This is a genomic window from Acinetobacter sp. S-1 (assembly GCF_059579785.1).
Window position 1 is genome coordinate 286,588 of record NZ_CM184207.1, and the last position, 23,639, is coordinate 310,226.

The 23,639-nt window shown below is 39.4% G+C and carries 20 protein-coding genes and 4 tRNA genes; 12 read left to right on the forward strand and 12 right to left on the reverse strand.

What is annotated here, in order from left to right:
• The first annotated feature begins 2 nt into the window (after positions 1-2).
• Entirely contained in the window at positions 3-2,189 is a 2,187-nt protein-coding gene (locus AC52J8_RS01365; protein ID WP_086399975.1) for a SulP family inorganic anion transporter, read from the forward strand.
• A gap of 69 nt (positions 2,190-2,258) precedes the next feature.
• On the opposite strand, the gene AC52J8_RS01370 is transcribed toward AC52J8_RS01365, so the two are convergent.
• Together AC52J8_RS01370 and AC52J8_RS01375 are read right to left on the reverse strand one after the other, a co-directional pair.
• Positions 2,259-3,149, reverse strand: coding sequence for an SDR family NAD(P)-dependent oxidoreductase (locus tag AC52J8_RS01370; RefSeq protein ID WP_002116932.1), 891 nt, complete (start codon positions 3,147-3,149; stop codon positions 2,259-2,261).
• Positions 3,150-3,423: 274 nt separating this feature from the next.
• Positions 3,424-4,701 (reverse strand): O-acetylhomoserine aminocarboxypropyltransferase/cysteine synthase family protein, encoded by a 1,278-nt coding sequence (locus AC52J8_RS01375; protein ID WP_017481748.1) that lies wholly within the window; start codon positions 4,699-4,701, stop codon positions 3,424-3,426.
• Positions 4,702-4,996: 295 nt separating this feature from the next.
• Between AC52J8_RS01375 and ettA the strand changes: the two genes are divergently transcribed.
• Positions 4,997-6,658, forward strand: a complete 1,662-nt coding sequence (gene ettA / locus AC52J8_RS01380) for an energy-dependent translational throttle protein EttA (protein WP_005067029.1) — start codon at positions 4,997-4,999, stop codon at positions 6,656-6,658.
• Positions 6,659-6,701: 43 nt separating this feature from the next.
• On the opposite strand, the gene AC52J8_RS01385 is transcribed toward ettA, so the two are convergent.
• Both AC52J8_RS01385 and AC52J8_RS01390 read right to left on the reverse strand, forming a co-directional pair.
• The gene (locus tag AC52J8_RS01385) at positions 6,702-7,085 is read right to left on the reverse strand and encodes a tetratricopeptide repeat protein (protein ID WP_002116715.1); all 384 of its coding nucleotides are present in this window, start codon (positions 7,083-7,085) and stop codon (positions 6,702-6,704) included.
• 340 nt (positions 7,086-7,425) lie between these two features.
• A complete protein-coding gene (locus AC52J8_RS01390) occupies positions 7,426-8,118 on the reverse strand; it encodes a YidX family protein (RefSeq protein ID WP_086399976.1) in 693 nt (230 codons plus the stop codon).
• A gap of 147 nt (positions 8,119-8,265) precedes the next feature.
• Here AC52J8_RS01390 and AC52J8_RS01395 point away from each other — a divergent pair, with 147 nt between their 5' ends.
• The 9 genes from AC52J8_RS01395 to AC52J8_RS01435 all read left to right on the forward strand — a co-directional run bounded on the left by AC52J8_RS01395 (position 8,266) and on the right by AC52J8_RS01435 (position 17,340).
• A complete protein-coding gene (locus AC52J8_RS01395) occupies positions 8,266-8,664 on the forward strand; it encodes a cation efflux protein, CzcI-like (RefSeq protein WP_197738961.1) in 399 nt (132 codons plus the stop codon).
• A 56-nt stretch (positions 8,665-8,720) separates the two neighbouring features.
• On the forward strand, positions 8,721-8,915 hold the full coding sequence (locus AC52J8_RS01400; RefSeq protein WP_005067033.1) for a hypothetical protein: 195 nt from the start codon (positions 8,721-8,723) through the stop codon (positions 8,913-8,915).
• Positions 8,906-9,523, forward strand: coding sequence for a methyltransferase family protein (locus AC52J8_RS01405; protein WP_086399978.1), 618 nt, complete (start codon positions 8,906-8,908; stop codon positions 9,521-9,523). Before AC52J8_RS01400 ends, AC52J8_RS01405 begins: the two co-directional genes overlap by 10 nt.
• A gap of 144 nt (positions 9,524-9,667) precedes the next feature.
• Entirely contained in the window at positions 9,668-9,841 is a 174-nt protein-coding gene (locus AC52J8_RS01410) for a hypothetical protein (RefSeq protein WP_204085560.1), read from the forward strand.
• A 196-nt stretch (positions 9,842-10,037) separates the two neighbouring features.
• Complete coding sequence (locus tag AC52J8_RS01415) at positions 10,038-10,430, forward strand: cation efflux protein, CzcI-like (protein WP_333725059.1); 393 nt, start codon at positions 10,038-10,040, stop codon at positions 10,428-10,430.
• A 57-nt stretch (positions 10,431-10,487) separates the two neighbouring features.
• Positions 10,488-11,897 (forward strand): TolC family protein, encoded by a 1,410-nt coding sequence (locus tag AC52J8_RS01420; protein WP_208753417.1) that lies wholly within the window; start codon positions 10,488-10,490, stop codon positions 11,895-11,897.
• Positions 11,897-13,102 (forward strand): efflux RND transporter periplasmic adaptor subunit, encoded by a 1,206-nt coding sequence (locus tag AC52J8_RS01425; protein WP_199992208.1) that lies wholly within the window; start codon positions 11,897-11,899, stop codon positions 13,100-13,102. The genes AC52J8_RS01420 and AC52J8_RS01425 overlap by 1 nt, the downstream gene beginning before the upstream one ends.
• Positions 13,092-16,250 (forward strand): efflux RND transporter permease subunit, encoded by a 3,159-nt coding sequence (locus AC52J8_RS01430; protein ID WP_208753416.1) that lies wholly within the window; start codon positions 13,092-13,094, stop codon positions 16,248-16,250. The genes AC52J8_RS01425 and AC52J8_RS01430 overlap by 11 nt, the downstream gene beginning before the upstream one ends.
• A gap of 133 nt (positions 16,251-16,383) precedes the next feature.
• Positions 16,384-17,340, forward strand: coding sequence for a cation diffusion facilitator family transporter (locus AC52J8_RS01435; RefSeq protein WP_208753415.1), 957 nt, complete (start codon positions 16,384-16,386; stop codon positions 17,338-17,340).
• A 20-nt stretch (positions 17,341-17,360) separates the two neighbouring features.
• On the opposite strand, the gene AC52J8_RS01440 is transcribed toward AC52J8_RS01435, so the two are convergent.
• Positions 17,361-17,699 (reverse strand): hypothetical protein, encoded by a 339-nt coding sequence (locus AC52J8_RS01440; protein WP_002117013.1) that lies wholly within the window; start codon positions 17,697-17,699, stop codon positions 17,361-17,363.
• Positions 17,700-17,972: 273 nt separating this feature from the next.
• On the opposite strand from AC52J8_RS01440, the gene AC52J8_RS01445 reads away from it, so the two are divergent.
• Positions 17,973-18,920: a hypothetical protein gene (locus AC52J8_RS01445; protein WP_199977039.1), complete on the forward strand. Its 948-nt coding sequence runs from the start codon at positions 17,973-17,975 to the stop codon at positions 18,918-18,920.
• Positions 18,921-19,010: 90 nt separating this feature from the next.
• Here AC52J8_RS01445 and AC52J8_RS01450 read toward each other — a convergent pair.
• From AC52J8_RS01450 to gltX, 7 genes are all read right to left on the reverse strand, one after another.
• Positions 19,011-19,086, reverse strand: a tRNA-Glu gene (locus AC52J8_RS01450).
• Positions 19,087-19,114: 28 nt separating this feature from the next.
• Positions 19,115-19,190, reverse strand: a tRNA-Glu gene (locus AC52J8_RS01455).
• Between the two features lie 121 nt (positions 19,191-19,311).
• Entirely contained in the window at positions 19,312-20,211 is a 900-nt protein-coding gene (locus AC52J8_RS01460; RefSeq protein ID WP_208753414.1) for a PGAP1-like alpha/beta domain-containing protein, read from the reverse strand.
• Between the two features lie 120 nt (positions 20,212-20,331).
• Positions 20,332-21,753: an amino acid permease gene (locus AC52J8_RS01465; protein WP_496538857.1), complete on the reverse strand. Its 1,422-nt coding sequence runs from the start codon at positions 21,751-21,753 to the stop codon at positions 20,332-20,334.
• Positions 21,754-21,881: 128 nt separating this feature from the next.
• Positions 21,882-21,957, reverse strand: a tRNA-Glu gene (locus AC52J8_RS01470).
• A gap of 25 nt (positions 21,958-21,982) precedes the next feature.
• Positions 21,983-22,058 (reverse strand) — tRNA-Ala (locus AC52J8_RS01475).
• Between the two features lie 57 nt (positions 22,059-22,115).
• Complete coding sequence (gene gltX / locus AC52J8_RS01480) at positions 22,116-23,624, reverse strand: glutamate--tRNA ligase (RefSeq protein ID WP_208753412.1); 1,509 nt, start codon at positions 23,622-23,624, stop codon at positions 22,116-22,118.
• Between the last annotated feature and the right edge of the window lie 15 nt (positions 23,625-23,639).

The following is a 23,639-nucleotide window of genomic DNA, read 5'->3' on the forward strand; positions in this document are numbered from 1 at the left end:
TTATGTCGGTTTTAAACCTGAAAAATAGATTTCATTTAAAAGACCTCTTATCCGGAGTTGTCGTATTCCTCGTGGCATTACCACTATGCTTGGGTATTGCTTTAGCCTCAGGTGCTCCCATCATCTCTGGTATTATTGCAGGTATTGTGGGCGGTATTATTGTAGGTCTACTAAGTGGTTCTCACATTAGCGTTGCAGGCCCAGCGGCAGGGCTGACTGCTGTCATCCTTGTACAGTTAGAACAATTAGGCGGCAATTATGCCGCCTTTTTATTATGTATTATTTTTGCCGGTGTCCTACAAATTCTATTTGGATTATTTAAGTTAGGTTTTTTTGCGAACTTTATTCCAAATAATGTCATTTTGGGATTACTAGCCGCTATTGGCGTGATTCTGATTGCCACGCAATTACCTTATCTGTTTGGACTTTCTGATTTTTCATGGAAACAGGTTTGGACTTCAACACCAGATGCATTCCTTCAACGTTTTGATGGAGGTGCTGCGCTTATTGGCTTGCTCAGTTTATTTTTAATTTTAGCGTGGGATAGCAGTCCGCTTAAAAAATTAGCTTTACCTTCTGCTTTGATTGCGGTTGTACTCGCAGCAGTTTTAAATTTTATTTTAGTGAGTATGGGCTCTTCATGGGCAGTGCAAATTGATAACCTCATCCAATTGCCGAATATCTTACAAGCACCCGAAGATGTATTAATTTTTCCTGATTTTAGCTATTTAGCTGAGCCTATGATTTACACAGGGGCAATTACTCTGGCTGTTGTGGCATCTTTAGAAACGTTATTGAATTTAGAGGCAGCAGATAAAATCGATCCTCAAAAACGCTCTTCTCCGCCGAATCGTGAACTCTGGGCACAAGGTACAGGGAATATCGTATCGGGCTTAATAGGTGGCATGCCCGTGACTTCAGTGATTGTGCGAAGTTCGGTGAATGCGAATACAGGCGCGCGTAGTAAATGCTCTACCATTATTCATGGGGTATTGTTGCTGTTAGCGGTTTTATTCTTCGTGCCATTAATGAACATGATTCCTCTGTCTGCATTGGCTGCGATCCTCATCGTGACAGGCTTTAAACTTACCCATCCAAAACTATTCAAACAGCTTTATCAAAAAGGTTGGAAACAGTTTTTACCTTTTATTATTACCTTGGTTGCAATTTTACTGACCGATCTTTTAATGGGAATTTTAATTGGTCTGTTCACCAGTAGTGCTTTTATTCTCTATGGCAATTTTAATAAAGGTATTCGTGTTTATAGAGAGAAGCGTTTGCATGGCGTAGTGACTCGTATTGAGCTTCCTTCCCAAGTCACCTTTCTTAACCGTTCTGCACTTATTTCGGCATTAGAACATGTGCATAAACATCAACAACTCATTATTGATGCAACCCAATGTGATTCGATCGATCCTGATATCTATCAAGTTATTCAAGATTATCAAAGTGAAACGGCTATTAAACGCCAAGTAAATCTTAAATTGGTCGGGTTCAAACAGCACTATCAAGACGTTGATGATGCGGTACTTGATATTGATATTAGTACACATGATTTGCAACAAAAGTTGAGTCCACAACAGGTCGTTAACCTACTTAAAGAGGGGAACGAGCGTTTTGTAAAAAATGAACGCCTTCAACGTGATATTTACCGACAAATTCGTGTGACTGCAGATGAAGGGCAACATCCGATCGCAGCAGTCCTTGGGTGTATGGACTCACGTGCTCCTACGGAAATGATTTTTGATGTGGGTATTGGTGATCTGTTCAGCTTGCGAATTGCAGGTAATATTGCTGGGCAAAAAGTATTGGGTTCACTTGAATTTGCGTGTCAGGCTAAAGGTTCTAAAGTAATCGTTGTTTTAGGACATACTGATTGCGGTGCGGTGACGAGTGCATGTCAATTGCGTTTAGAACAAAAACAAGTATCGGATGTGAAGGAAATGCCACACATTCAATATGTACTTGGACCATTAATGCATTCGGTTGATAGCGTATATGACATTATGCAACCACGTGAATTAGGTAATGCTTTTATTAGTCAAGTCACAGCAATGAATGTTCATTACAACATCCAGTACATTATTAATAATAGTAGTGTGCTTAAAGATATGGTTGATCGAGGTGAGATCGTAGTTGTGGGTGCAATTTACGATGTGAAAACAGGGCACGTTCAGTTTCTCGATTGATCAGTTCTTTAGTTAAAAAAAAGCGCCTTATTTAAGGCGCTTTTTATTCGTTATGTGATTAATTCAAAATTACCAGTGTTCACCTGGGAAAATACGTGCATATGCTTTTTGCGCCCAGTTTAATTTCTCGGTTTTTTGTCCCTTCGCTGCATCTGAACTTGGGAATAAACGGAAACCAATCGACATGAACATATTATTAATGCCTGGCGCTACAGAATAAGTCATTGAAGCTAAGCGGCCTAAGTTGGTTGCCATACGTTTTGGACGTTTCACAATTGCATAAGCAATTAAGTCAGCAGCCTGCTCAGGTGAAAGTGTTGGTACATATTTATAAATTTTAGTTGGTGCAATCATTGGGGTACGAACCAATGGCATATAAATTGAAGTAATTGCGATTTTGTGTGCATGAACTTCGGCAGATAGACAGCGGCTAAATGCATCAAGCGCTGCTTTAGACGCGACATATGCAGAGAAGCGAGTAGCGTTTGCTAAAACACCAATCGAGCTAATGTTAATGATTTGTCCATCTTTACGCTGAATCATATGCGGCAAGATATTGAGAACTAGGCGAACCGCGCCAAAATAATTTAATTGCATCGTGCGTTCAAAGTCATGAAAACGATCATAAGATTCATGTACAGCACGGCGAATAGAGCGACCTGCGTTATTAATTAAAATATCAATGTGATCAACAGTCGCTAAAATTTCTTTAGATACTTGGTCAATCATTTCCATATCGTTAAGATCACACGGGAAAATTGATGCCTTACCGCCACGTTTTTCGATATCTGCTTTTACTTCTTCCAAAGTTTCTTGAGTACGGGCAACCAGTAAAACATGGGCACCAGCATCAGCAAGTTTGTTTGAAATCGTTAATCCGATTCCACTCGAGGCGCCTGTCACTAAAATGACTTTATCTTGTACCTTTTCCTGGAACAGAGCTTCTAATTTTTTATTCACAGCATTTTACCTAAGTAGGGGCAGGGACTATTTATTCCGGTATGTAATTTTTATTTTTTACAACCGTAGGTTCATCCAAATGAACTCATAAATGTTGTTCTTATCTTAATAGATGTTTAAAAATTGTCTAGTCTGTAAATATATGAAATTTAACAATTTATTTAGAGTAAAAACTCTAAAATAGTATCTTAATCCATTAATTATTTTAGTTATATAATGAACAAAAAAATGAAAAAAGCCTCTATTTCCAGAGGCTTGATAAATAGTTTAAAAGTTATACAGCTGAAAGTGCTTGTTCTAAATCGGCAATTAAGTCATCAATATGCTCAATTCCAATGGAAAGACGAACCATATCTTCACTTACACCAGCAGATTTAAGTTCTTGTTCATTAAGTTGACGGTGAGTTGTAGTTGCAGGGTGGCAAGCCAAACTTTTAGCATCGCCAATATTAACAAGACGAGTAAATAGCTGGAGTGCATCGATGAATCGAGTACCTCCTTCGCGTCCATCTTGCACCCCGAAAGATAAAATTGCAGAAGGTTTGCCTTTTACATATTTTTGAGCAAGTTGGTGCTGTGGATGATCTTTTAAACCTGCGTAGTTCACCCATTTTACTTTTGGATGGGTCTGTAAATATTCCGCAATTTTTTGCGCATTTTCAGTATGACGTTCCATGCGGAGGTTTAGAGTTTCTAATCCTTGTAAAATTAAGAAAACACTCAGTGGGCTAATTGCCGCACCTGTATTACGTAATGGCACTACGCGAGCGCGTGCTATATAGGCAGCCTCACCTAATGCTTCGACATAATTAACTCCGTGATAGCTTGGGTCTGGTGTATTTAAAACTTTAAAACGCTCTGGATATTTACCCCAAGGGAATTTGCCGCTATCGATAATCGCACCACCAATGCTATTACCATGACCACCAATATATTTAGTAAGAGAATGAATAACGATATCGGCGCCATATTGAAATGGTTTTAATAAGGCAGGGGTGGCAACCGTATTATCGACGATGACAGGTACGCCATATTCATGTGCAATTTTTGAAATTGCTTCTAAATCGATAATATTTCCGAGTGGGTTACCAATCGACTCAACAAAAACAAGTTTAGTTTTATCATCAATTAAATTACGTAAGCTTTCAGGCTGTTGATAATCAAAAAAGCGAACTTCAATGCCTTGTTTTGGTAAGGTGTGGGCAAATAAATTATAAGTTCCGCCATATAAAGTTGAGACGGAGGCAATGTTGTCTCCTGCTTCTGTAATCGTTTGGACAGCATAGGTAATCGCTGCCATTCCAGAAGCCAAGGCTAAAGCACCAATTCCGCCTTCGAGTGCAGCAAGGCGTTGCTCAAGTACAGCAGTAGTCGGGTTCATAATCCGGGTATAAATATTGCCCTGAACTTTTAAATCGAAAAGGTCAGCGCCGTGCTGTGTATTATCAAATGCATACGAAGTTGTTTGATAAATAGGGACCGCAACCGCTTTTGTTGTTGCTTCGGGTGAATAGCCAGCGTGAATTGCTAATGTTTCATCTTTATAAGTCATGATTACTTCATCTTCGTGAGTTAAATATTGAGCGAGTCTAGCCTAAAATTTATGTACAAAATTGCAGAAATTCTGGTTTGTTTTCTAATTTTAGGAATAAAGATAGAAAAATATACGCTGAAAAGCTGTATAAATCTTATCCATAAACATTTTGCAACTTATTGAAAAAGAAAATTGTTTGATAAATCCGTACGATGGAAATCATAACTTCAAGTTGTTGGGGTTTTCAGCGTATAATACGCGCGATTATTTATCGCTTATGCGATGTATTGGTTTTTCAATTGAGGAGTCCTGCGTGGCCCAATATATTTATACGATGAACCGAGTGTCTAAGATGGTTCCGCCAAAGCGCGAAATCTTAAAAGACATCTCTTTATCATTTTTCCCGGGTGCCAAAATTGGTGTGCTCGGTTTGAACGGTGCAGGTAAATCTACCTTGCTTCGTATTATGGCTGGCGTAGATAAAGATTTCTCTGGTGAAGCTCGTGCACAACCTGGAATTAAAATCGGCTATTTAGAGCAAGAGCCACCTCTTGATCCGACTAAAGACGTTCGTGGTAACGTTGAAGATGGCGTGCGTGAAGCTTTAGATGCTTTAGAACGTCTTGATCAGGTATTTGCAGAGTATGCAGACCCGGATGCTGATTTTGACGCACTTGCAAAAGAGCAGGAAAAATTAGAATCAATTATCCATGCTTGGGATGCACATAACTTAAATAACCAGCTTGAAATCGCGGCAGATGCGTTGAACCTACCAGCTTGGGATGCAGACGTAACTAAGCTTTCAGGTGGTGAACGCCGTCGTGTAGCACTGTGCCGTTTATTACTTTCAAAGCCAGACATGCTACTTCTTGACGAACCGACGAACCATTTGGATGCAGAATCTGTATCTTGGTTAGAACGCTTCTTGAAAGATTTCCCTGGCACAATCGTTGCGATTACGCATGACCGTTATTTCTTAGATAACGTTGCCGAGTGGATCTTGGAGCTTGACCGTGGACACGGTATTCCTTACCAAGGTAACTATTCTTCTTGGTTAGAGCAAAAAAATGCTCGTTTAGAACAAGAGCAGAAACAAGAAGAATCTTTTGCTAAAGCATTGAAAAAAGAACTTGAATGGGTTCGTTCAAATGCGAAAGGTCAGCAAAAGAAAAACAAAGCACGTATGGAGCGTTTTGAAGAGCTTAACTCTAAAGAATTCCAGCAACGTAATGAAACGTCTGAAATCTACATTCCACCTGGCCCTCGTTTGGGTAATAAAGTTGTGGAAGTGGAAGGTATCAGCAAATCATTTGACGGCCGCGTATTGTACGAAAACTTATCGTTTACTGTGCCTCCAACAGCAATTGTAGGTATCGTTGGTCCAAACGGTGCGGGTAAAACGACTTTATTCCGTATGATGACTGGCGAACAGCAACCTGATACAGGTACTGTGACTTTAGGTGAGTCAGTTAAAGTGGCTTACGTGGGTCAGATTCGTGACACTCTAGACAATAACAAAACTGTTTGGGAAGAAGTGTCTGGTGGTTTAGATATTTTGAAAGTGGGCGATTATGAAATTGCTTCACGTGCTTATATCGGCCGCTTTAACTTTAAAGGCCAAGACCAGCAAAAACGCGTAGGCGAATTGTCTGGTGGTGAGCGTAACCGTTTACAACTTGCGAAAATTTTACAGCAAGGTGCAAACGTTATCTTACTGGATGAGCCATCAAATGACTTGGATATTGAAACTTTACGTGCGCTTGAGGATGCAATTCTTGTATTCCCGGGTACGGTAATGGTGGTATCGCATGACCGTTGGTTCCTTGACCGTATCGCGACACACATCTTGTCATTTGAAAATGAACAGCCAGAATTCTACACAGGTAACTATGCAGAATATGAAGCATACCGTCAGTCACGTTTAGGTGAAGACGCTGTTCAAAAACGTACTAAATACAAAAAAATTAGCGGATAATCTCTGATAATTTAAAAACCAGCCTAAGGGCTGGTTTTTTATTTTAAGAAAATGCGAGCTTGCTAAACGCTTCTTGTAAGCAGCGTTCAGCATCGGGATGCCCCTGACTTGCTGCTTTTTGTAGCCATTTTTCAGCTTCACGATAATTTTTATCTAATCCAAATTGGCCATTTAGATAACCAATACCAAGCTTAAAAGAAGCATCAGAGCTACCACGTAAAGCTGCTCGTAAGTAGCACCACATAGCATTTCGGTCATTAGGAGTTACATCTAACCAATTTTGCATACGTTCATGGTCTTGCTCGGCTAGTTCCTCAAAGCGTAAACCCTGTTCAATTTCATCAACTGCTTGTGAATGCATATCAGAAGGTAAGTTTTCAAAAGCAAACAAGTGATTAAGCCTATACTTGATTGATTTCATATTCATGATAGTCTCCCTTGTTCCTCAATTTAATTGAATTGACTCACACTTTTAAGCTAGTCCCTTATATTGAAATATTATGTTTTTTTTTGTAAATGTGATATAGCGCATTTGGATGAAAAATAATGAAGTTTTGGCTTACATAAAAGTTACACGTGTTTTTACGCTAAGTGAAACTACTATGAGAATAGTGGCATTCTTAAGGGAAATTAGAGCTTTTAAAATTAAAAAATAGCTATTATTTAACGCAAAAGACTTTTGAGAAAATTTATAAATATCAAACAAAAGAAATTTCTTTAAACAAAACTAGCTTAAGAGCTAGTTAATTAGTTTTGCCCAGGAACTTCTATTTTGTAAAGTTACCTCGTAAGTCTGCCCAGATCAGAGAAGGGGCCACCGTGACCACATCAAATGCCATCGCTAACGGATAAAGTGCCATACGGGTCGCCTTTTTCAAAGGATGTTTTTTGGTAATTTTATTTTCCTGTTGCAGGATAATTGGATAAGGTTGCGCTAAGGTTTTTTCGACTTTTTTAGTTCCCTGTGATTGATAAAGCTGGCCTTTAAAGAAAATATTGATATAGGGATAAGGTGCTGTTTGCTGATTTTGAATAATATCGAAATTTTGTCTAAAGCCGAGGGATTTTAATAAGTCTTTTTGCGAGTCATTTAAATCAACCATACGCGTGTTATAGCGTATTTGTAAAACACCATGAAAATGATTTGGGTCATCCATGGTCAGTACCAGTGGGGACGGATTGGTCAGACTTCGCTGATCTGCTGGGATTGCATGAAGAAGTTTTGATAGCTCAGCGCTTCCCTCGGTCATTAAATAACTAAAATCTTGACCTACAAAGACGATCCCTTGTTCTTGCTGGTTTTGAACAGCTTGTCCTAAAGCAATGATTTGATCTTTTGCTAAAATGATTTTCTCGGTTTTTGTGGTTTCGTTAGGTAAAGCTTCTGAAAGTAATGTCGTGGCACAAGCACTCAAATTTAAACAGACGACAACGAGTAGGGTGGAAAATATTTTATACATTGCAGGAACTCAAACAGGAAATTAATTTTTCTAAAGAAAAAACTTTTTTAAAACAGCGATAAATTAACCAAAAATCATTTTGTAATTTTATTACATTGCTATCGCTTGCTATAGTGACTTTGTGCAATTTACTGTCATGGTGTACCGTTGCCACGTTCTACAGTTTTTATGTCCGTCTTGTTTAGTTTGCTTATATTCCAAAGCTTATGGAATGTGGCAGCGGCATTTTGCGTCCATAAAAATCAGGAAAGGACATTACAACATTTCGGTCATCATGCAGATTTAAATGTATATCAATCTTCAGACCATATGCAGACTGAACATGTGGGTATTGTAGAAAATTCTGATAATGCTCCATTAAGCTGGCAAGATCATCACGATCATTTACCTTCATGTTTTCATGTAGTGATGACTGAAAATGCACAACAAGCTCAAGAACCTTTTGTGCGTGTACATGAGCTTTCACAAATCTATTACTGGTCTAATTCTTATCAGTCTCCGTATCTTGGCTCTTTAAATCCCCCTCCTGTCTTAACCCTGCTATAGGTGGGGTAGCCGAAAAATAACCCACCAGAAATTTATTTATTTCAAAGGGTTATTTTATGCTTAATTATATGTGCAAACAAAGCGCAGCAATCTTCTATGTAGATTACTCGCTTAAACATTCACGTCTTTATGTTAATGACAAGGCGGGATATAAGGTTCTGTCAAATCTTTCCGGAAAACAAAAATATCATTTTAATGAATCGGTTATCTCATCTCTGATGATTCACAGTGATGGAGGTTTATGGAAATGAATATTTTATTTACCCCCCGTGTTAGAACTGTGAGCTCCCGAGTGATTGGGCTGATTTTAGCTATTATTCTTGCTTTAAGTTTTAGTAAATGGCATTTCCAGGCGGCATTTATAGAACATATTTTATGGTTCTTTGGATGGTTTTTTGTGGGCATCGGAGTAATGGGAAGAATATGGTGCAGCCTTTACATTTCCGGATTTAAAAATGCCAAGTTGGTGACAGACGGTCCCTATTCTTTATGTAGAAATCCACTCTATCTGTTTAGTTATCTGGGTGGAGTCGGGATCATGTTGATTACAGAGACGTTTATCTTTCCAATAGTATTCACGTTTTATTTTCTCTGTTACTACCATTTTGTTATACGCCAAGAAGAAGCCTTCCTGAGTGAAAAATATGGAACTGCATATTCAGATTATATAAAGACAATTCCACGCTTTTTACCAAGTTTCAAAAATTTTAAAGAGCCTGAGTTCTATCAGGTTTCACCGAAGCATTTCCGTATTTTTTTGACGCAGGTGGTGTGGTTTATCTGGGTTGCGGCCTTAGTCCAACTTTTTGATGAGTTGCGACTGCATGGTGTTCTCCCTTCATTGTTTAGTTGGTTCTAAAAATGAAATGAAAGTATATCCGCATGCTTCTTAGAGACTCAGAAGATTTGTCCTGAATTGATTAACAAAGGCATGCGAAAAATTAATTTTATTTCTGGGTTAAGTCCTTAAATAAATTATGAATATTTAGATCTGGTGATTATTATGTCTATTAAACTAAATACAAAATCGGTTTTGATGGTTTTACTTCTTTCAACAAGTTTGGCTCATGCTGATGGAGGGTTAATATTCCTCGAAAAGAATATTAAGGCTCAGCAAGAAACAAAAGCTAAAGCTGAAGAAAGTAAGAACCCTCATTTAACTTGTAAGCGTAAATAATTTCTTTTGTAGGAAACTAATTACTTAATAATTAGTTTCCTATGAGTAAAGATAGAGATTCTTAATGATTTATTCTTATCTTTACTCAGGCGAGATTAGAATCGCTTCTATACTGCTACTTATAGATGTAATTTTATTACATGCCCACTGCCTGCTATAGTGGCTTTGTTCAACTTCTTAGTTTAATGGTGTGCTGTTGCCACGTTCTGCACTTTTCATGTCCGTCTTATTCTGTTTGCTTATATTCCAAAGTTTATGGAATGTGGCAGCGGCATTTTGCGCCCATGAAAATCAGGAAAAGGCATTACATCATTTTGGTCATCATGCAGCGTTGAGTTATGAAGCTTCACAGCATAGCCATACGGAAAAGACAGATATCGCGGGGACTCATAAAGCTCCCTTAAACTTGTCCGATCATCATGACCATTTGCCTTCATGTTTTCATGTTGTGATTGTAGAAGCACAAGAAAAACTTGTTTCACCGTTAATACAGTCATCTGAGCCAAAACAACAATATTATTGGTCCAATTCTTATAAGTCCCCTCATATCTCTAAACAAGACCCGCCTCCTGTTTTAACCCTGCTATAGGTGGGGTAGCCGAAAATTAGCCCACCAGAAATATTATTTATTTCATAGGGTTATTTTATGTCTATTTTTTTATACGAAAAAAGTTTCGTTAGTCTGAGTACGTCTTGGGTACTTAAATCATTAGTTGTTGCAGTTGCGCTTTCAACTAGCGCTATAACAACTGCTGCTAGTTCAAATCAAAACCTCACGCAGAATACTCAACTGCAGCAAGTACAGAATGTTTTAACGTTTGAACAGGTGCTCGATCAGGTTAAGCAGTTTCAGACTCAAACAGGAATTTGGCAAACTCAACAAGATATCGCCGAGAGCAATATCAAACAGAGTCAGCTATGGGAAAATCCGACGGTTTCTGTACAGCAAACGGGTTTTAAATCTGGAAAAGATCAGGAATTAGAACTTGGGATCTCGCAAAAACTAGATATTTTTGGTGTACGTTCCGCAGCAAAAAAACTGGCAAGTGTTCAGCAAAATCAAGTTGAGTTAAATCAGGTTTTATATCAGGCTCAACTGAAGCTGGCGGTAAAATATTTATGGTCACAAGTATCTATTTTAGAGCTTGAACATGAAGTTGCTAAAGCCCAGTTAAGAACGAGTAAAAATCTTCTTGATGCTACCCGCTTACGCTTTCAGGCAGGCAGTATTGCTCAGGTTGATTTAGATCGAACTCTCATGACGCATGTTGAAAATCAGCGTTTATATCAGGAAGTTGAATTATCACTGAGTAGTGCTAAAAGAAAATTGGCTAACTTATGGGGTGAGACAGAAGATAGCTTCACATTACGTCCAGATATAAAAAGTGCATGGCTTTTAAAAAATGAAGATGATATCGATCAATATCTAAAACAGAATTTGTTAGAACAGTCCCTGCGGCTTCAAGCAATACAACAAAATTCTGAAATTAATTATTTAAAGGCAAAAAATCGGCCTACGCCTACTGTAAATATGGGAGTGGTTCGTAGTAAAACCGCAGAAACGAGCAGTACCGAAAATCAGATTCGAGTAGGTATAGCAGTTCCTTTAAACATTTTTAATCGCCAGCAATATGCCCTAAAAGTTGCACAAAGCAAACTCGATTTAATTGACCAGCAGCAAAGCTTTTATAAAAAGCAAAGCCAGAATTCTATTCGTACTCTACAGTACGAGTTAGCGGGTTTAAAGCAGCAATATAATTTAATGAATGAGCAGCAAATCCCTTTATCAGAGACGGTACAAGAGAAAATGTTGCTTGGCTTTAAAGTCGGTAAATTTGCAATTACCGATGTTCAGCAATCTACCCTTCAATTACAAGAACAACGTTTGAAGAAAGTTCAACTCCTTAAATCTGCTTGGCAAAAAGCAATTGAGGCAGAAAGTTTAGCTCTCGGGATCGATCCAAATATGGTGATGTCTGGAGATGCATTAAATCAAATTAATCAAAATTTATGGCAAGACACCTATAAGTTGCCGACAGTTGGAGGGGTAGAGTAATGTCAGTTAAAAAAATGAAAAACCAATGGTTTATTGCTATTTTGCTGCTGATTGTCTGCCTTGCTTTAAGTGCTTGGTTATTTTTCTCTGGAAAAAAACAGCCTAATACTGAAGGTGAAGAAGAGCATGCAGAGGGTGAAGCTGGTCATGAAGAATCTGAAAAAGAGGAAGGAAGTTTAAACCTAACTTCTAAGCAACTGGTTGAATATGGAGTGAAGTTAGAGCAAGTAGGACGTGGAGAAGTTGAACAGAGCCTCTCTTATCCTGCCAAACTGGTTGTAAATACAGACCAGCAAGCACATGTCTCTTCAACGTTTTCTGCGCGTGTAGATAGCGTAAATGTTGCGTTGGGACAACAAGTTGAAAAGGGTCAAGCGCTTGCAACTTTATTTGTACCGGATTTGGTCGATCAACAAGCCAATTTAAGCATGGCACAAGAAGCGTTGACATTAGCGCAGCAAGATTATCAGCGTGAAAAGCAATTGTGGGAACAAGGTGTTTCAGCACGTCAAGATTATCAGCGTGCTTACAATGCTTATCGTCAGGCACAAATTCAGGTACAAGCTGCAAATAGCCGTTTATCTGCCTTGGGAGCGAATCGCTCAAGTAAAGGCCGATATGTTTTAACTGCGCCTTTAAGCGGTGTAATCAGTAATAAAGATATTGTCATTGGTGAGCAAATTGGTCCTGAAAAACAATTATTTGTTATTGATCGCCTAGATCAGTTATGGGTCGAATTTGTGCTACCAAGTGCAAATACCAATATTCAGCCTAATCAGGAAATTGAATTTAAATCACTGCAAACGAACAACATTTTTAAAGCACAGGTACAAAGTTTAACTTCAGAAGCGGATACTCAAACTGGTCGTCTACAGGTTCGTGCCAAGGTACTCACACCTTCAAAAGAATTACGCCCTAACTTAATGGTCAATGTGTTACTGAAACAAAATAATGCAGCGACTGTATTACGAGTTAATAAGACAGCGATACAACAGATTGATGGCAAGAATGTCATCTTTATTGCAAAACAGGAGAAGGACAAAATTCATTTTGCTCCTGTTGCGGTAGAGTTAGGCAATTATTCTTCAGATGCACAATGGGTAGAGGTTAAATCTGGAATTACTGAAAAGCAGCAATATGTGACTCAAGGTAGTTTCTTGCTCAAGTCCGAACTTGAAAAAGGGGAGGCTGAGCATGGACATTAATAAACCTGATTTGCCAAAGGCTGAAGGTTTGTTTGATCGAATTATTCAGTTTTCAATTAACAACGCCATTTGGGTCATGATGTTTGTCATTGCTTGGATTGGTGTCGGAATTTATAGCTACCAAAAACTTTCAATTGATGCCGTGCCTGATATCACCAATGTACAGGTACAAATCAATAGTCAGGCTAATGGCTTTACTGCGCCGGAAGTTGAGCAAAGGATTACTTATCCGATTGAAAATGCCATGTCTGGTATTCCAAATCTGGAACAGACTCGTTCAATTTCCAGATATGGCCTTTCTCAGGTCACGATTATCTTTAAAGATGGCACAGACATTTACTGGGCAAGACAGCTGATTAACCAGCGTTTACAAGAAGCAAAGAGTGCTTTACCAGATAGCATTGATCCGCAAATGTCTCCAATTTCAACTGGACTCGGTGAGATTTATCAATGGGTTGTAAAAGCAGAGCCAAATGCTAAAAAGGCAGATGGTTCAGCCTATAGCGCGATGGACTTGCGCGAAATTCAGGACTGGATTATTCGGCCCCAGTTACAACGCGTACAAGGAGTGGCAGAAGTTAATAGCATTGGTGGATATAACAAAACCTATGTGGTCTCTCCAGATCTGACACGGTTACAACAGTTGCAAATTCCACTCACTGATTTACAGGATGCGCTTCAAAATAATAATGAAAACCGTGGTGCTGGATTTATTGAAGAAAATGGCCAGCAACTCACAGTTCGTGTTCCCGGTATGCTGACATCAATACAAGATATCCAGAACGTTACGGTTGCCACTAAAAACGGTTTACCCATACGGGTTGCAGATGTTGCATCAGTATCGATTGGTCATGATTTGCGTACGGGTGGTGCTACCTATAATGGACAGGAAACTGTTTTAGGTATCGCCATGATGATGATGGGTGAGAACAGTAAAACCATTGCCAAGGCGATTGATGACAAAGTTCAGGAAATTCAAAGATCGCTCCCTCAGGGCGTTGTGATTGAAACAGTCTATGATCGTAGTAGTCTCGTAGATAAAGCAATTAAAACAGTAGCTAAAAATTTAATTGAAGGGGCGATTTTAGTCATCGTTATCCTTTTTATTTTTTTAGGAAACTTTCGTGCTGCTTTAATCACTGCTTGTATTATCCCATTGGCAATGCTTTTTACCTTAACAGGTATGGCAGAACAAAAAATCAGTGCCAACCTGATGAGTCTGGGCGCTTTGGACTTCGGGATCATTGTTGATGGGGCTGTTGTTATTGTTGAAAACTGTATTCGGCGTTTGGCTGAAGCGCAGCATTTAAAAGGTCGTTTATTAACACGTTCAGAACGTTTCACTGAGGTCTTTCTAGCCGCTAAACAAGCGCGACGACCATTAATATTTGGTCAGATCATCATTATGGTCGTGTACTTGCCGATTTTTGCTTTGGCAGGCGTAGAAGCAAAAATGTTCCACCCTATGGCAATGACCGTTGTTTTAGCTTTATTGGGAGCGATTATTTTATCCGTGACCTTTGTACCGGCAGCTGTCGCTTTGTTTGTTACAGGTGAGGTGAAGGAAAAAGAAAGCCGCTGGATGATGTCACTGAAAAAAGGTTATGCAGACTTACTCGATAAAGCATATGCCTTTCGATATGTTGTTGTCACAGCAGCGGTCAGCATCTTAATTTTGACAAGTGCTATTGCAACAAGAGTGGGGAGTGAGTTCGCACCTCAACTCAGTGAGGGTGATTTTGCACTACAACTCATGCGTGCACCGAGCACAGGCATAGAAGAGTCACTTAAGATTCAGGAGAATGTGGAAAAGCAGTTACTGAAAGCTTTTCCCGAAATTAAAGCCATTTTTGCAAGAACAGGAACAGCCGAGGTTGCTACCGATGTCATGCCTCCTAATATTTCCGATGGTATTGTTCTATTAAAACCACACGATCAATGGCCAAACCCTAAAGAAACGATAGATGAATTGCGTACCAGAATGCTGCAATTCGTGAATCAGATTCCTGGTAATAACAGTGAATTCTCGCAACCGATTGAACTACGTTTTAATGAACTCATTTCAGGTGTACGTAGTGATATCGGGGTGAAAGTTTTTGGGGATGATATGCAGGTCCTCAATCAGGAAGCGGAAAAAATAGCCCAACAGTTACGTAGCATTCCAGGTGCTAGTGAAGTCAAAGTTGAACAGACTGATGGTTTACCACTACTGAATGTAGATGTTGATCATGCACTAGCTGCTCAATATGGATTATCAGTCAAGTCTATTCAGGATATTGTCGCTACGAATATTGGAGGACAAAGCGTAGGGCAAATTTTACAGGGTGATAGACGTTTCGATTTCGTGATTCGCTTACAGGAAAACATGCGTACGCCTCAGCAGCTAGCACAATTACCGATTCGCTTACCAAACGGCGGTCTGATCCAGTTACAAGACGTTGCTAAGGTTGAGAATATTCTGGGCCTTGCTCAAGTGAGCCGTGAAAATGGCAAACGCCGAGTGATTGTGACGGCAAATGTGCGTGATCGTGACCTTGGGTCTTTTGTACAAGAGGTGCAAAGTAAACTGGCGCAGCAAAAGCTACCTAGCGGTTATTGGTTGGGTTATGGAGGACAATTTGAAAACCTTGCTTCTGCCACTGCAAGAATGCAAATCGTCGTACCGATGGCGCTCATCATGATCTTTGTATTGCTGATGGCGGTATTTAGTAACTTTAAAGATAGTTTACTTGTCTTTAGCGGGGTTCCTTTCGCTTTATCTGGTGGATTAGTGGCTTTATGGCTGAGAGATATTCCGCTTTCTATGTCTGCTGGAGTCGGGTTTATCGCTCTATCAGGTGTTGCGGTATTGAATGGTCTGGTAATGCTCACATTCATTAAAGAGCTAAGAGCAACTCTAGATGTTCATGCTGCAACTTGGAAAGGTGCTGTACTGCGATTACGCCCTGTATTAATGACGGCATTCGTTGCTTCCCTCGGTTTTATTCCAATGGCTTTGGCAACTGGAACGGGTGCAGAGGTACAACGACCTTTGGCAACGGTAGTAATCGGTGGCATTATTTCATCTACGATACTAACGCTGGTTTTATTGCCAGTCATTTATCGATGGATGAATGAAAGCAAGACGAATAAAGTTGGGCATTCATAATGTCATCGATTTGAGATATCTTTTTTTGATGAAAAAGTTTGAGTCAGAAAAGTATTTGAAACAGGTAAAGGTAAACATGAATTCATGGTTACTTTTACCTCACCATAAAGATAAATAATAAGGAGTCCGCAAAATGGGTGGACAACATGGTCATGACCATAGTCATGCTGTAATGACTGAAGGTAATGCCAAGAAATTAACGATTGCCTTGGCGCTTACTACGACATTTTTAATTGTTGAGGTTATTGCAGGTTTAATCACGCAAAGTCTGGCGTTGCTCTCTGACGCTGCGCATATGTTTACAGATGCAGCTGCTTTGGCAATTGCTCTGGTCGCAATTCAGATTTCAAAACGTCCCGCTGATAATAAGCGTACTTTTGGTTATCAACGCTTTGAAATTCTGGCCGCTTTATTTAATGCACTCATGCTGTTCGTGGTGGCAATTTATATTTTATATGAAGCCTATATCCGATTCTCTAAGCCACCTGAAATTCAAAGTGTGGGAATGTTGGTTGTAGCGACTATTGGTTTGGTAATTAACCTCATCTCAATGAAAATCCTGATGTCGAGTGCCAATAACAGCCTAAATGTGAAAGGTGCTTATCTAGAAGTATTGAGTGATGCACTAGGTTCGGTAGGCGTTATTATTGGTGCAATTATTATTTACTTCACTAATTGGTACTGGATTGACACGCTTATTGCGGTACTGATTGGATTTTGGGTGCTGCCAAGAACATGGGTTTTACTTAAGCAAAGTATTAACATTTTGCTCGAAGGTGTGCCAGAAGAGGTCGATATTGAGAAGCTACGTGCAGATTTACTTTCTTTAAATGGTGTGGAAAGTATTCACCAACTCAAAGTATGGGCGATCACTTCTAAAAACATCCATTTAACAGTGCACTTATTTGCGCCTGAAGCTGATCGTACCAAGTTGTATCAAGATGCTGTTGAAATGCTTTCCCATGAACATGGTATTGGTGAAGTGACATTGCAAATTGAGGACGATGCTGAGATCAATTGTCAGCATATTGCTCAACATGCTTCGCATAAACATGATGATGCAGATAATGCACATTCACATCAGCATTGAGCTGATGTGAACAGTTTTTTTTAAATTTCCCATTCGTTATTGCAGTCACGGCATTTCCAGTGTTTTTGTGACTGCATAAATGCTTGCATAGACAATTTGAAATCAGGCAAATCACGCCAGAACATAAAACCTGCCCCTACAGTAACCACAAATGCAACTACTGTTGCGATTTGAAGAGAACTACCTGCACCATTGCCAAAAATCCACATAAAGATGCTAATGACTACTAACAGTAAAAGCACAAAAATTGCAGGAATCAAGATAACCAGACTTTTAGGAACGACAGGTTTTGCGCTGTTAACGCCTTGGCTCACAGGCATAATTTTAACACTTTGACATTTAGGGCAACGATATTGCATGGGAACTCCACATTTAGTTTGAATCTATTCTAACGGAAATGTGCAGAAAGAAAAAAATTTGTAATATATCGATGAAATGCATTGAGTTAGCAGAAAAATTACTTATGGATAAACAAAGAAATATAAAAAACGGATGATTTATCCGTACACATAAAAAATAAAATAATATTGTAGAGCATGCTAATCTACAGAAAAATGAAGTGTGATTAGCACAATAAATGAGCTTAAATACTCGAATAGGATGTGGGATAAATATAAAAAGGAGAGAGGGACTTGGGTCAACAAGATGACAATAAGTCGCAGCCTACAACGACAGCACCGGTTTTAGCTACCCCAGATACCGCTAAACCGTCATTATCTCGTCGATTACTGCATAAGACATTGCAACATGCCCAAGATGCAGTTGGGTTTGCTAGCGACACGACACGTAATATTGCAGAGGTTGCTGATGCTGCTTTGGACGCGCTCGATCAAGTAACTACGCATACACGACGTGGAGTTGTCGGAATGACAAATCTGGCAGCAGGCACGGTAAGAGATATGGTGTCTGAAACCAGTGAAACAGCACGCCAAGTCGCGTTGATTATGGCGCGAACTTTTTTGGGCAAAAGTACCTTAACGTTGTACTTACCCGAAATGTTATTAAATAATCAAATTCGTAAGCGCATTGATCGCTCAGAAATTGATGATATTAAAATCAAGTGCGGCAATGACAGTTTCCAAGTCGAGATCGATGGGCATTATCATCGCTTCATGTATCGTTTGAGTTTAGATTTTAAAGTATTGGAATGTCGTATTGGGCAGGAAAAATTCTTACGCTTGCGACAAATGGATGAAAGTCTTGATGTTCAGATTCGACATGGCGGCACCTTGTCAAATTGGGCTGTGCGCCGTATTGGTCGAGTTGGTTTCGAAGTCGTAAATATGTTGCCTATTCCATCACTCATTAATCACTTGATTGGCGATATTCCCGGAATCCAACGCGATGGGCATCGCATGTGGTTTATTGACCTAGAGCAAGCAGGGTTTATTGACTTTATTAACAACCGTTCATGGATGGTTGAAAAGCTTTTAAGTTTGACTGATTTTAGTATTTTACCAGGCTTGAATATTTTGAGAGAAAGTCGCGAGCTTGTGCAGCAGCTCGTAGATCAGTTTGAAATTAGAGGACTGCGAGTGCAGTCAGGTCGTCTTGAAGTACAAGTAGGAATTGCGGGTTGATAGAGCATATAAAAAGTTAATCATTGATTGGCTTTTTATTTTTTAGGCAAGAAAAAAGCCACTGACGTTATGCAGTGGCTTTTTAGAATTTGGCGTCCCTACGGGGATTCGAACCCCGGTTACCGCCGTGAAAGGGCGATGTCCTAGGCCTCTAGACGATAGGGACTTATATGAGGCATACATCTGAAAAATATTGGCGTCCCTACGGGGATTCGAACCCCGGTTACCGCCGTGAAAGGGCGATGTCCTAGGCCTCTAGACGATAGGGACGTTTCAGAGGTGGGCGTATATTAGGTCGATTTAATAAAAGTGTCAAATAGTTTTCTGAAGAAATATTAAAAAAAACAATCAAGCGATTAAAAATAACTCAAATTGTAGAAAGTATATACATTTAGCCCTCATTTTTCTGAAAAGGTTCAATAATTGCCTTTATGACCGACGGATGTTGTAAATATCCTAAAATTTCATGCGGTTGGTTGGCAAAGGTATAAATTTTCTGATTGATAATGGCTGGATCAAAATTAAATGGAGCTTCGCATAAGGGAAAAGCGGTCAAAAAATCGTCCTGAGAGTAAAAATTAAACCAATCACCGTAAATACATGGCGGTCTGGAAATTGGATTCGGGAGCTTACTTTGAATCACGCGAAAAGCTAAAGGCGAAGCTAGGGTAATAAAACGCCTAACTGAGAATTGATAAGATGGATCTGATAATAATTGGAAAGCGATAACTGAACCAAGAGAGTGTCCCACCACAATATAATCTTCTTCTTCTCGCATTTTCTTTAAAATTCTTTGATGTACTTCCTGCATGAACTCTGGATTAGATAAATACATATAGGTTTCGATAAGGAATTGTTGAATCAAACTTTCATGCAGTTTAGGAAAGTTATTTAATAGAACAACTAGTTCTTTCAGTACGCGATCTTTAACTAGTTGAGAAGTGAGATAAAGTCGTTCTGAGAAGCTTTGCTCAGCTTGATCGGTTGAGGGACGTAACAACGGAACAAATGGAGTGTGCTCTTTAGGTGGGGGATTACTTGGGTGTACGTTAATAGGGAAATAATTATTAAAAAATGATTTAGGTAACAACGTGTTAAGGTCTAATTGATTGCTTAATTGGTATTTGGTCATTAAGTCGCCATAAAATGGCATGTGAATATGAAGATCACGGATATTAACTCTGCAAGGCATTTGTTTTAGGCCGAGCTTAAACACTTTTAACCAATGCTCTTTCAAGCGATGTGCTGTGTAGTTTTGTTGATTCATCCCATGGATAAATATAATTTTCATTCTATACAAAGAATTGTTTTTAATATAAATTTTAATCTACCGTGGTCTGATACATAAAACCAGTATGTAGGCAAAAAAAAGTGTAGCTTTTTGCTACACTTTAATTGAATAACGACAGTTTTAGTCTTTATTACGATAAAAAATGAAATAACTGGCATAGCATAAAGCTGTGAAAATGAGACAGCCTACAAAGCCAGCTCGCATTTCAGGGTCTGCTGCCATACTTAAACAAGTAATAAAACAGAAAATAAAACCTAAAATTGGCACAATAGGAAAGAAAGGCGCAGCATATTGTAAGTCTTTAACAGTATGGCCTGATTTATACCATTGGCGGCGGAAATTGAACTGGCTTAAACAAATACTCATCCATACAATCACCATGGTAAAAGCTGCTACACCAAGCAGATTCTTAAAAATAGTCTCAGGTGCAAATTGCTCTGATAGCAAACCTGGAATTGCACCGAACATGGTTACAACTAGAGCTACGATTGGTGTTCCACTTTTTGATAAAGTCGCAAACACACTAGGTAGTAATTTTTTTTCTGACAGAGACCACATCATACGTGAAGCTGCATATAAGCCAGAATTTGCTGCTGAAAGTAGAGCAGTAATAATTACAAACCTAATAATGTCATCCGCATATGGAATGCCAATATAATTAAATACGGTCACGAAAGGACTGCTACTTACACCGTCACCGCCTAAACCTGCAAGTTGGAAAGGAAGTAAAGCGCTAATAACAATGATGGTACCCACAAAGAAAATAAGGAGGCGCCAGATCGCGGCATTAATCGCTTTTGGTACATTTTGAGCCGGATCTTTTGTTTCGCCAGCTGCTACACCAATTAATTCGGTTCCTGAGAATGCAAAGTTAACAATTAACATGGTCGTAAAAATAGGAATTAAACCATGAGGGAACCAGCCTTGAGCCGTAAGATTGCTAAATAGTGGAGCAGTTTGGGCACCATGGAATGGAATTAAACCAAAAATTGCTAATAGGCCGAGCACAATAAAGGCAATGACAGTAACGACTTTAACAAGAGCCAGCCAAAACTCAGATTCAGCAAAAATACGCGTTGAACTAATATTTAAGCCAAAGATAGTAACTGCAAAAATAATTGTCCAAATCCACATAGAAATCTGTGGAAACCATTCTTGCATGAGTAGGGCTGCGGCAGTGAATTCGGTTCCAAGCGTTGCAGTCCAGGTGAGCCAGTACATCCAAGAAATCATATAACCAGTACTTGGACTGATATATTTTTTGGCATAGGCACCAAAAGAACCTGAAACAGGCATGTGTACAGCGAGTTCTCCTAGGCAGAGCATGACCATGTAAGCGATCGCGCCACCAAGAATATAGGCAATAATTGCGCCAATAGCTCCAGTTTGTGAAATGACTTCCCCTGAACCTAAAAATAGACCAGTTCCGATCGCTCCGCCCAGTGATAACATCACAAGATGGCGAGTGCTCATGGCTCTTTTTAAAGGTGCAGTACTGTTCTGATGCTGATGAGCATCTAGTTGATTGTCAGATGGCTGCATATTACACATTGAGAGAATTAAGAAAGACGCTATTTTAGATAAAATAGACAAATGTGCAATCTAGAAAGAGATAAAGAATAAACAGTAAGGTGACGATAGAGTCTTTTTATAATTTTTAAAGCAGAATATGGCGTCCCTACGGGGATTCGAACCCCGGTTACCGCCGTGAAAGGGCGATGTCCTAGGCCTCTAGACGATAGGGACTTGATGAGGCAAACACAAAGGAGCGTGGTGGAGTCAAGCGGGATCGAACCGCTGACCTCTACAATGCCATTGTAGCGCTCTACCAACTGAGCTATGACCCCAGTTTGTGTGAGCGCAATCTTAGGGTGAATGCGCTCACACGTCAACAAAAAAATGAATTAAACTTCGCTAGTTGCGTCATTTTTCGGCAATTTTAAGCTCTCATTGAGTTTTTCCCAATTTTTAACTTCTTTCTTGCTCGGTCCGCCCACAATTTCTAAGGCATGACGTAAGCGAGCGAAAGTTAAATCAGGCCCAAGCGTAACCATTGATTGCATCACTGGTGTTGAACTCGTTGAACCGGCAATTGCGATAAAGAACGCTGGCATGAAATCACGTAGTTTAATGCCCATCTGATTCGCAAGTTCCATTAGGGTTTGGCTAACGGTGTCATTATTCCAAGTAAACTGACCTTCAAGACGCCAAATTGCAAATTGTAAACTTTGACGAACTTGCTCTTGAGTCAATTTTTTACTTTCAAACATTTCAGCAGTAATTTGTGGCATATGGTTAAAATAGAAACCAGCCCAATTCACAGCTTCTGAAAGTAAATTAATACGTGGTTGAATAGCGGCAGCAATGTCTTCTAAAGTGTTGCGATCACTCTTCCATGTTAATAAACGGTCTAATAATTGGCCAGGTGTTAAACCTTTGATCCATTGACCATTTAACCAGTTCAATTTTTCAACGTCAAAAATTGGTCCGCCTAGTGATACACGTTGAATGTCAAAGTTATCCATCATGTCTTGTAATGTGAAAACTTCTCTTTCATCTGGCATTGACCAACCCATACGGCCTAAATAGTTGAGTAAGGCTTCTGGTAATACACCGATATCGCGGTAGTAGTTAATTGATGTCGGATTTTTACGTTTAGATAGTTTTGATTTATCTGGGTTACGTAACAGTGGCATGTGGCAAAGAGTTGGCATTTCCCAACCAAAATATTGGTAAAGCAACTGATGCTTTGGTGCAGAAGGAAGCCATTCTTCACCACGCAATACATGAGTGATTTCCATTAAATGGTCATCAACAACGTTAGCTAAATGGTAAGTTGGTAAACCATCTGTTTTAAGAAGGACTTGCATATCGACTTGAGCCCAAGGAATTTCAACTTCTCCACGTAGCAAGTCGTTAAATTTACAAACACCTTCTTCAGGCACTTTCATACGAATGACATGAGGTTCACCCGCTTCAAGACGTCGAGTCACTTCTTCTTGAGAAAGTTTTAAACCGCGGCCGTCATATTTTGGTGTTTCGCCACGTGCTTGTTGTTCAGCACGCATTTGGTCAAGTTCTTCTGCTGTTGCGAAACAGTAAAAAGCATGACCTTTTTCAACAAGTTCTAATGCGTATTGCTTATAAATTCCCATACGTTCAGATTGGCGATATGGTGCATGTGGGCCACCTACATCTGGACCTTCAGACCAATTCAAACCTAACCAACGTAATGAATCCAAAATCATTTTTTCAGACTCTGGTGTAGAACGAAGTTGGTCTGTATCTTCAATCCTTAAAATAAATTCTCCACCATGTTGTTTCGCAAAACACATGTTAAATAAAGCAATGTAGGCTGTGCCAACATGAGGAAAACCAGTAGGGGAAGGTGCAATACGAGTACGAACTTTCATAGATAAGGGGTCAGA